This is a genomic window from Sulfurihydrogenibium yellowstonense SS-5 (assembly GCF_000173615.1).
GTDB classification, from domain to species: Bacteria; Aquificota; Aquificia; order Aquificales; family Hydrogenothermaceae; genus Sulfurihydrogenibium; species Sulfurihydrogenibium yellowstonense.
In genome coordinates, this window is the sequence record NZ_ABZS01000040.1 from 1 (window position 1) to 10,415 (window position 10,415).

General features: G+C 31.8%; 10 protein-coding genes. 3 read left to right on the forward strand and 7 right to left on the reverse strand.

Annotation, left to right across the window (positions count from 1 at the left end; all coding sequences use genetic code 11):
• From SULYE_RS02575 to SULYE_RS02605, 7 genes are all read right to left on the reverse strand, one after another.
• Positions 1-1,262, reverse strand: a 1,262-nt coding sequence (locus SULYE_RS02575) for a hypothetical protein (RefSeq protein WP_007546203.1), incomplete at its 3' end; no start/stop codon positions are given.
• 49 nt (positions 1,263-1,311) lie between these two features.
• Complete coding sequence (locus SULYE_RS02580; RefSeq protein WP_007546205.1) at positions 1,312-1,707, reverse strand: hypothetical protein; 396 nt, start codon at positions 1,705-1,707, stop codon at positions 1,312-1,314.
• Positions 1,708-1,780: 73 nt separating this feature from the next.
• Complete coding sequence (locus tag SULYE_RS02585) at positions 1,781-2,290, reverse strand: hypothetical protein (protein WP_007546207.1); 510 nt, start codon at positions 2,288-2,290, stop codon at positions 1,781-1,783.
• A 755-nt stretch (positions 2,291-3,045) separates the two neighbouring features.
• A complete protein-coding gene (locus SULYE_RS02590; RefSeq protein ID WP_007546210.1) occupies positions 3,046-4,560 on the reverse strand; it encodes a leucyl aminopeptidase in 1,515 nt (504 codons plus the stop codon).
• 311 nt (positions 4,561-4,871) lie between these two features.
• A complete protein-coding gene (locus tag SULYE_RS02595) occupies positions 4,872-5,675 on the reverse strand; it encodes a thiazole synthase (protein ID WP_007546212.1) in 804 nt (267 codons plus the stop codon).
• A gap of 22 nt (positions 5,676-5,697) precedes the next feature.
• Positions 5,698-7,092, reverse strand: coding sequence for an MBL fold metallo-hydrolase RNA specificity domain-containing protein (locus SULYE_RS02600; protein ID WP_007546214.1), 1,395 nt, complete (start codon positions 7,090-7,092; stop codon positions 5,698-5,700).
• Between the two features lie 9 nt (positions 7,093-7,101).
• Positions 7,102-7,737 (reverse strand): sulfite exporter TauE/SafE family protein, encoded by a 636-nt coding sequence (locus tag SULYE_RS02605; RefSeq protein WP_007546216.1) that lies wholly within the window; start codon positions 7,735-7,737, stop codon positions 7,102-7,104.
• A 68-nt stretch (positions 7,738-7,805) separates the two neighbouring features.
• On the opposite strand from SULYE_RS02605, the gene SULYE_RS02610 reads away from it, so the two are divergent.
• The 3 genes from SULYE_RS02610 to SULYE_RS02620 form a co-directional block, all read left to right on the forward strand.
• Positions 7,806-8,102 carry a nucleotidyltransferase family protein gene (locus SULYE_RS02610; RefSeq protein ID WP_007546218.1) on the forward strand — a complete coding sequence of 99 codons (297 nt, stop codon included), beginning with the start codon at positions 7,806-7,808 and terminating at the stop codon, positions 8,100-8,102.
• Positions 8,095-8,454: a HepT-like ribonuclease domain-containing protein gene (locus tag SULYE_RS02615; RefSeq protein WP_007546220.1), complete on the forward strand. Its 360-nt coding sequence runs from the start codon at positions 8,095-8,097 to the stop codon at positions 8,452-8,454. The genes SULYE_RS02610 and SULYE_RS02615 overlap by 8 nt, the downstream gene beginning before the upstream one ends.
• A gap of 19 nt (positions 8,455-8,473) precedes the next feature.
• Positions 8,474-10,415, forward strand: a 1,942-nt coding sequence (locus SULYE_RS02620) for a [protein-PII] uridylyltransferase family protein (RefSeq protein WP_007546222.1), incomplete at its 3' end; no start/stop codon positions are given.

The following is a 10,415-nucleotide window of genomic DNA, read 5'->3' on the forward strand; positions in this document are numbered from 1 at the left end:
ACGCTTTTCTCTAACTCAATGCTTTCTTTTTTCATAAGTTTTAATAGTATCTCAGATAATTTTCGCTTTGTGGTTTTGAATGTTTTTACATTGTATATCCAGCTATAGGTTATATATTTATTCAAGTCTTTTAGTTTTTCTTCTCTATGTATTATTCTGTAAAGGTTTGCTATTTCTATTGGTCTGTATATAGTGTCCACCCTATTAGACCCTTCTTTTGATGCTTCTTTTAATTTTTCTGAAATTTCTTGTAAACTCATTTCATCGATCGTTGGACCACTTTTTTCTTCTTTCTCTTCTGTTTCTTTGTTAACATAACTGAGGAGCTTTTTCATTTTTTCTATTTCTTGATTTAAGAATTCTATAGAGTTTCTAATTTCTACTTTTAATTTTATCGCATGCCCTATTGCATCTTTTAATGTATCATTGAGGTCTAATTCTACTGCATCTTTGATTAGATCCTGTTTTAGTCTTTCTATGCTTTCTATTTTCTCTTGCGAAAGATATTTTGCGTTTTTAAACACTGTGATTAGCTTGTATTTGAGTGCATCTGTATATTGCTTGATTTTATCAAGTTCATTTTCTTCTATTTCTACTTTTGAATCTATCTCTTTTATGGTTGATATTACGAATTCTGTAAAATCTTCCTCTGTTTGGGCAACTTTTTGAACAATTTGTGCTTGGTTTTTATCTTTTTTCATTTTGATTAAGGAAAGAATGAGTTCATTGAAAACTTTTTCACTTTTTATTGAATTTATCGCGTCTTTTTCTATTTCTGACGGGTCTTTTATGAATTTGGCATACTCTCTCATTAGCCTTAGTGATTGTGCTGCTTGAAACATTATAAAAGTTCCATATTTTTCTAAGTTTTTAGGTTCTTTTTCTAAGATTTTTTCCCATCTTTTATTAGTTTCCTTAAGATATTTTACGAAAATCTCCCAACCTTCTTTATCTTCAATAAACTTATCCAATGTTACGTTTTCATCTAAATTCTCCTTTTTCTTTATCTCTTCAAATGTTTTATTTATAAGCTTATCTACTTCAAGCTCGAATAAATAGCCTTCTGCTATTTCCTTGGAAAGCTTTTCCAATTCTCTTTTGTCTATGTTGATGTTGTAGTTATCGAGAATGGATAGAATCTCTTTTGATAGAGCTTCTACATCTTGCCTTGAAATGTCTGATGGGAATAAGATTGGTCTTGTGTTTTCTCCATGTTCTTCATACATTTGTGCTAATTTTGATAATAAATCTTTTTTGTTCATTCTTAACCTCCTTTATTTTAATTAATGCTTTTGATTTTAGTCTTTTACTTTAGTCGTCAATTATTTTTGTTATAGCTCTTTTTTCTGTTTTTACTTTATTTTTTGAAATTACATAAACATATCTTTCGTCTTTAGCTATGATTAGTCCCTCTTCTGTAATCCAAACTAAGAATCTAACAAAAGAGTTTAGTCCGTTTTTTGCATTTTCCGGAATGTAAATTGTGTTTGTTTTTAAGTCTATTTTTGAGCCTATAAATTCAGCAGGCAGGAATGTTTGGATGAATTTGTCGCATCTAACTTCTTCATTTACTATTCTTGCTATGATGTTTTCTAAATCTCTGTTTTTTCCGCTAAAGATTAGGTTAAAGTCTTCTGTCTTTTCCTTGTTTGGAACCCAGTTAATGGTTTTGATTTCAAAGTGTTTTGGTTTAGGTTTTATCTCCATTCTTCTCTCCTTTACTATATTATTTTCTATTTTTTTACTTTTGTTTTTATACTTATTTTATATTAAGGTAGATTTATGAAAGCAATATCAGTTTTTGTATTACTTCTTTTATTGTAAATGGCATGTAAAGATTAAATGTGTGTATCCCTTTGCGTATAGAGTTTGGAATGTTTGGAGTATTTTTTGATACTAATACCCTATATTTTGAATCCACAAATACTACATCTTTTCTATCAATAATGAGCGTGTCTATTTCTTCAATTACTTTTAAGTGCAGTGAGTAATATTCTTGATTTTCTATATACAGACTTTTTCTGATATTTTTCTCAATATCTTCTTTTAGTTTTTCTTCCAGTTCTTTTGCAATATACTCAATAAGGGTTATATTTTCTAAGTTTGATGGTTCCATTTTTTCTATTCTTACTGTTGCGAATTTATTTTCTATATCTGTTGTTTCTATTTTAATGTCGAATGTAATTGCTAATCTTGGTATGTATATACTGCTTTCTTCTTTGAGATTTTTGATTTCTTCTTTTACCGTAAGGAAAAGCATGCTGTTTAAAATTTTAATGTCGTTTGGCATGTTTTTTACTCCTTATTTTTTATTTTTTAATCTCATTTTTTAACTTTTGTTTTTATAAAAGGTAATATAATTTAGATTAATAACAGGATTCCGATTTAGAAGTATCAAAAGGCTTCTCTTATTGGTCACATATTTTATAAACTTTCTTTTTATAAATTTCTGACATATTTTTACTCTTTTTAAAATTGAAGCTAAAGCTATTCCAACTACAATACCAACAGTCATATAAACATACACTTTGTCAGATTTGCTTTTTAAAATTCTTTTAAGATAGGCAAGGTTTTTAGCCTATCTAATCTAATGATTACGTAGTTTCTGTTAATGTAAAGTCAAACGCTGCTGAAATTCTAAAAAATTTTATGTATTTGGTTAGAAAAGAAATTTAAGTATTTTACAAATCAATCCTGCAGATCTCCTGAGTTTTTTGCAATATAATAGGTTAGCAGAAAATTGACTTAATTAGTAAGAGTGTTCCAAAAATCCACACAGTCATTCTGCAGCCAGAGAAGAATCTCCTGTTATTGCTTCCTTCCTTTTAAAACACATTAAAACATAAGATCCTTCACTTTGCTGCTGGATGACAAAGAACGACCCAATGGTGTCATTCTGAGTGAAGCGAAGAATCTCTGCCTTTATGTCCCTATGTCGTCATTCTGAGTGAAGCGAAGAATCTCATACTTTTATTGAATTTCTCACTTAACGTATTTTTGATTATAAAAGAGGCAGGGTTAACCCTGCCATGTTGATTTATACGATTACTTGCCGATTTTATCAAAGAACTTTGATCTTTTTAGTAAATACCAAGTTATTGTTCTAACAGGTATTCCTGTTGCACCTTTTGGATGATAGTACCAACCGCTCGTATGATGAGATGGTCCGGCAATATCTATATGAACCCATGGAATTTTTGGGTCAACGAATTTCTCTAAGAATAATCCGGCTGTGATAGCACCACCGTATCTTGTTGTTCCAACGTTATAGACATCAGCATGAGGAGCTTTTATCTGTTCTCTTAGTTTATTGTTAAATGGAAGTTGCCACATCCATTCTCCTGTTTCTTCAGAAGTTTTTAAAATTTCATTTATAAATTTTTGATTATTTCCCATTACTCCGGCTGTAAACTCTCCAAGAGCAACAACGCAAGCACCGGTCAATGTTGCCATATCTATGATTGCATCCGGCTTTAACTCAGAAGCATAGGATAAAGCATCGGCAAGGGTTAACCTTCCTTCTGCATCTGTGTTGCCAACTTCTATTGTTACACCATTTTTTGCTCTTAATATATCGTCCGGTCTGTAAGCTTTTCCACTTGGCATATTTTCTGCCGCTGCCACAATTCCATGAACAGTAATGTCAGGCTTTAATTCTCCAATTGCTTTAAAAATTCCAAGAACTGCACAAGCACCTGATTTATCTGTCTTCATCCATCTCATAAAATCGCCGGTTTTTATATTTAAACCACCGCTATCAAACATTAATCCTTTTCCAACTATAGCAATTTCACCTTGTGAGTTTTTAGGTCTGTATGTTAAATGTATAAATCTTGGTGGATTATCACTACCTTTTGCTACTGCTAAGTAAGCACCCATTCCCATTTTTTCAATCTCTTCTTCATCGTAGATTTTGATTTCAAAGCCATACTCTTTTGCAAGCTTTTCTGCAATTTCTGCAAATTGGATTGTATTGATTACGTTAGCCGGCTCGTTTACAAGGTCTCTTGTAAAGTTTTGTGCTTCTGCAAGAATTTTTCCAATTCTAACAAATTCATTCAATCTGTCTTTATCTTGATTTTTTGGAATGTTTATCTGAACTTCTTTTACTTTATGCTCATCCTTTTTAGAGAAATATTTATCAAATGAGTAATCTCCAAGTATTAACCCTTCTGTGATGGCCTGAACTACTTCATCATAATTTTCAAACTGTTGTAAGTTTGTATCAATGATAATATCAGACAGCTTAAGCTCTTTCGCTTTTCTTATTATGTAGCTTGCAACTCTTCTTAGAATATCATTTTCAAATTTTTTCTCCTTTCCAAGCCCGACAATAGCCACATAATTAGCCTTAATCTTTCCAAGAGTTGGAACTATTAAAAATTTACCTTCTTCAGCTTTGTATTTTTGTAATTTGATTAAATCAGAAACTCCACCATTTAAAGCTTTATCTATCTTTTCTAACTCTCCTTCAAGCTTTTTATTATCTTCAAACATTAAAAAGAATACTGCATCCGTCTTAACGTTATCCAACTTTTTTGTTGTTAAATTTATCTCCATCTATCTACTCCTTTTATAGATTTCTTAGAATATAATTATAATACACCTTAGATGAGAAATTAGTGGTTTTTATAAAATTTAAAATGAGATCCTTTGGACTAAAGTCCTCAGGATGACAAAAAGGTTGATTGATAAGCATTAGAGGAAGAATAACCTTATTCGTCATTCTACAGCCGGCGAAGAATCTCTTGTTTTTCTTTTTAATCAAAAAAATCAAAAGGTAAGATCCTTCGGCCTACGGCCTCAGGATGACAAGGAAAGGTAGGTCTATGAGAATATTAGAACATCCTTGCCTCGGGATGTGAATATTCTTAATTTCTTCCTATCACACCCTCCATTGGAGAAGATGCTGAAGCGTACATTTTCTTGGGAATTCTTCCTGCCAAGTATGCAAGCCTTCCGGCTATTACTGCATGCTTCATTGCAACAGCCATTTTGATAGGGTCTTTAGCCTGAGCGATGGCTGTATTCATTAAAACTCCATCAACTCCAAGCTCCATAACTATCGCAGCATCTGATGCTGTTCCAATTCCGGCATCAACGATTACAGGTATTTTAACCGCTTCTTTGATAAAGAGAATGTTATAAGGATTTTGTAGTCCAAGTCCTGAGCCTATTGGAGCTGCCAGTGGCATAACTGCTGCACATCCTATATCTTCAAATCTTTTGGCCATTACAGGGTCATCTGTTATGTATGGTAAAACTGTAAAACCTTCTTTGACAAGGATTTCTGCCGCTTTGAGCGTTTCTATCATATCCGGATATAAAGTTTTTTGGTCTCCGATAACTTCAAGCTTTACAAATCCATGTCCGAGAGCTTCTCTTGCAAGCTTAGCTGTTAAAACAGCCTCCTCTGCCGTATAACATCCGGCAGTGTTTGGAAGAATCATTATTTTTGATGTATCTATGTAGTTTAAAAGGTTGTCTTGGTTTGGGTCTGTAATGTTTACTCTTCTAACTGCTACCGTTATCATTTCTGCACCGGATGCTTCCGTTGCCTCTTTCGTCTGCTGAAAATCTTTGTACTTTCCAGAGCCTACTATAAGTCTTGACTTAAACTCTTTTCCGCCAATTACAAGCTTGTCATTCTCTAAAAACTTTTCTAAATCAAACATACCTTACCTCCGAAAAATTTGTTTAAACAATATAAACATTTTCATATCTTTTTACAATATGAGTTGGCAGGTTTAACGTTTCTTTTATCTTTTCTTTGAAAATTTTTTGAATTTTTGGCTCACCGTGAATAAGATAGACAGTCTCAACACCTTTTGCTTGCTTGATAAAAGTTAATAAATTTTCTTGGTCAGCATGGGCAGAAAATCCATTTATAGTATAAATTTTAGCTTTAACTGCTATTTCTTCACCATAAATCTTAACATATTTAGCTCCATCTACTATCTGCCTTCCAAGAGTTCCTTCTGCTTGGTAGCCTACAAAAATCACCGAAGAGTTTTCTCTCCATAGATTGTGTTTTAGATGATGTTTAATCCTTCCACCGTTACACATTCCACTTCCGGCTAAAATGATTGCACCAGATTCTATCTCATTTATCTTTCTTGATTCCTCGACAGATTCTGTGAAATAAACCCATGGAAAAACAAAAGGATTTTTATTTTGTTTTAAAAGTTTTAAAACTTCATCATTTAATTGGTTTGGAAATTGTAAAAATAGCTTTGTTGCAGCTATTGCAAGTGGACTATCTAAAAAGATTTTACAAGGTGGAAGTTCACCATTGTCATACATCGTTCGTAAGATAAATAAAATCTCTTGGGCTCTTTCTAATGCAAATGTTGGGATTACTACATTCCCACCATCTTTAAAGCTTTCTATAATAGCCGTTTTAAACTCGTTTATAGTCTCAGGAAGTGGCTTGTGTTTTCTATCTCCATAGGTTGATTCAATAAAGATAAAATCTGCATTTTTTGGATATTCTATCTCTCTTATAACCAATTTATCATTTGTTCCTAAGTCTCCAGAAAAGATTACTTTTTTACTTCTTCCTTCATCGTTAACCAAAAGTTCAACATAAACAGAGCCGAGAATATGTCCAGCGTTTCTAAATATAATAGTCACATCCTTAGACAGTTTGTATGACTCATCACATTCTAAAAATATTTTAAAATGCTCCATTGCTTGAAATACATCATCTTCATCATATAAAACCGGCTTTACTTCTTCAGGCTTTCCTCTTCTTAGAGCTTTTTTATAGTTAACTTTATACTCTTCAGACATTACTTTAACAGCATCAAGAAGCATAATTCTTGCTAAAGCATAAGTTGCCCGGGTTGAGATAATCTTACCTTTAAATCCTTGTTTTACTAATAAAGGTACTCTTCCTATATGGTCAATATGTGCATGGGTTAAGATTAGATAATCAATCTTTGCAGGATTAAAACCAAATGGTTCATAATTTTTATCCTCATCTACACCTTGAAACATTCCACAATCTATTAAAAGATTTAAATGTCCAACATTAACAAGATGGCAAGAGCCCGTAACACCTTCCACACCGCCAAAAGATTTTACTATCATTTTCCCTCCTTAATGATGATGACCTATTCCAAAGCCTCTTAAAATTGTAAGTATGCCAAAAATAATAACAATAATTCCGGCAATTTTAACTAAACTTTTTCTTGAAGTCGGAGAAATCATATCTATGATTTTTGAAGAAAAAAGCATAGCCGGAACTGTTCCAATTCCAAAAAATAACATCGTCAGCATTCCATCCAACGGATTTTTATCTAAAACAGCCTTCATTAAAAATGCATACACTAATGGACATGGCAAAAAGCCGTTAAACATTCCGAGAATAAAGGGAGATTGTCTAAAATTAGATAACAAATCAGATATTGACTCAAATACAACATCTAAAAACGGTACGCCTTTTTCTTTAATATTACCTGTAATTTGAAGACCAAAAAGAATCATCATAACTCCAACAAAGATAGAAAGACCTTTTTGAATAAGCTGAAACTCAAATTTATGAAAATACATACCAAGCAGTCCAGCCAAAAAGCCAAGAAAGGAGTAAGTAAAAATTCTTCCCAGATTATAAAGAATGTTTCCAATCCAGAAATTTTTATAAGAGATGATAGAAGGAATGGCACCACACATACCAATACAGTGATAGGAACCTAAAAAACCTGCTAAGGTTATCATTAAATACTCTAAAATCATTAAAAAACCTGTTTTTAAGATATGCTAAAATTAGTTTAACACAAAGATGCTAATAATGGATACCAATCATGAGCAACTTGGAGCGTATAAAGAAAATCTTAAAAGAGCATAAAGAAGAAATCAGAGAAAAGTATGGAGTCGTTATTGTTGGAGTATTTGGGTCTGTTGCAAGAAGTGAAGAAAGCTTAGATAGCGATGTTGATATCTTAGTAAATATCGAAAAACCTATTGGTTTAAAGTTTTTTGAACTTTGGGATTATTTAGAAACCATTCTTGAAAGAAAAGTTGATTTATTAACTATGCAGGCTGTTAATAAAAAACCAATCTTGAAAGAAAGCATTGAAAAGGATTTGATTAATGTATAAAAGGGATTGGCGTTTATTTTTAATGGAGATATTGGAAAGCATAAATAAAATTGAGAAATATACTGAAAATATTAAATCATTTGAGGATTTCCTATTAGATTCAAAGACAGTTGATGCTGTAATTAGGAATTTAGAGATTATTGGAGAAGCTGCAGGAAAAATTCCTGAAGAGATAAGAAACAAAGCAAACAACATTCAATGGAGGCAAATAATAGGTCTTAGAAATAGGCTTATTCATGGCTATTTTGCCATAGATATAGCAATAGTTTGGGAAATTTTACAAAAAGATATGCCAGAATTAAAGAAAAATTTATTAGAGAATTTTTATAGCGATATTGAAAATTTGAAATAGTTAAAAAGGAGCAATCACTATGTCAAACCTATTTAAATTTGAAACACTTAAAAAAGATTTTTTAAATAGTCTAAATCCAAGCCAGTATAAACTTTTGGAGAATCTTTCTTTCTACTCTTCATGTATCACAGATTTTATATTCAGACATCCACAAGAGCTGTTTTATGTGTACGAAAGTCTTGATAAGCCACTGCTTGGAAGAGAAAATCTTATCAAAGAAGCATTAGAGCTTTTAAACATAGAAAAGGAAGATGAATTTATTACAAAATTAACATTTTTTAAAATGAAACACTTTGCAAGAATAGTAGCAAAAGATATATACAAAAAACATCATCTTATCCAGCTTACAGAAGAATACTCATATTTAGCTGATGCTTGCTTTGAAGTTGCATATCAAAAAGCATACTCAAAATACTTACAAAAATTTGGAACGCCAATAGATGAGCTTACAGGCAAGCCGGCAGGTGGAAGTGTCATAGCTCTTGGAAAGCACGGAGGAACAGATTTAAACTACTACTCGGACGTTGATGTGATGTACATCTATTCAGGAGAAGGAGCTACTGAAAAAGGCATCACAAACAGAGAATTTTTTACTAAAGTATTCACAGATACGACAGTATATCTAACTAGAAGAAACGCTGAAACAGTAGCTTGGAATGTAGATTTGGATTTAAGACCGGAGGGAAGAAAAGGCCTATTAACCTACAGCATTCCATTTTTAGAAAATTATTATTGGTCTGTTGGCAGGACTTGGGAAAGACATATGCTTATAAAAGCAAGACACGCTGCAGGAGATGAAAATACTACCAATGAGTTTTTAGCCGTCATAACTCCTTTTGTTTACAGGAAAAGTTTAAGCAAAGAAATTATAGATGACATACTGAATATGAAAAAAATGATAGAGAAACATTCTAAGCCAAAAAATCCGGATGAGATAGACGTTAAAAAATCAGAAGGTGGAATTAGAGAGATAGAGTTTATAGTTCAAGTATTTCAACTACTTCATGGTGGTCATGACCCAAGCCTTAGAGAAAGAGAAACAGTAAGAGCTTTAAGAAAAATTGTTGAAAAAGGACTACTGTCAGAAGAAAAAGGTAAATTCTTAGAAGATGCTTACATATTTTTAAGAAATTTAGAGCATGTAATACAACTAAAAAACTGCGTTCAAACACAAATTTTAAATCTAAAAAATGCATCAGAATATGCTAAAAAACTTGGCTTTGATTCAGAAGAAAAATTTTTAGAAAAGCTTGAAGCTGTTAGAAAAAACGTTAAAAGAATATTTGAAAGTCTTGGGGGAGAAGAAGAAAAAGAACTTACTCCTATACAAGCCTACATCATTACAAAAGTAAATGAGGAAATTGCATTAGAATATCTTAAATCTCTCGGTTTTAAGGACCCAAAATGGGCATTAAACTTGATTACTTCAATCTTTGAAGATGAAGAGTATCTTCTCTTATCGGAAAAGTATAAAAATCTTTTGATAGACTTCTTGTCAAAATTAGAAGAATATCTTAAAGAGACCAAAGCAAAAGAAAGCTTGCTTATAAATCTAAATAAATTTTTTACAGAAGGGAAGATTTACAGACTTTTTACAATAGCTTTAGAGAGTAAATCAAAGCTTGTTGATTTTATCATTGAAGTTGCAAAAACAACAGACTATGCAACAAACCTTATGATAAAAGATAAAGAACTTATAGATTTAGCATTTATCACTTCAAAACCTTTATCTAACAGAGAAGATTTTGAAAAAGAGCTTAAAATCATAAAGATTGAAGATAGAGTTGAAAGCCTTAAAAAATTAAAGAAAATTACCGAAGTATTAGCAACCTTGGAATACCTTCATAAGATAAAAACCCATAGCCCGATAGCAAGACTGAAGAAGCTTAATAATACAATCACAAACCTTGCTGATTTTATTCTTGAAAGTTTATACAAGATTAACGAAGGAAGTAAATCGC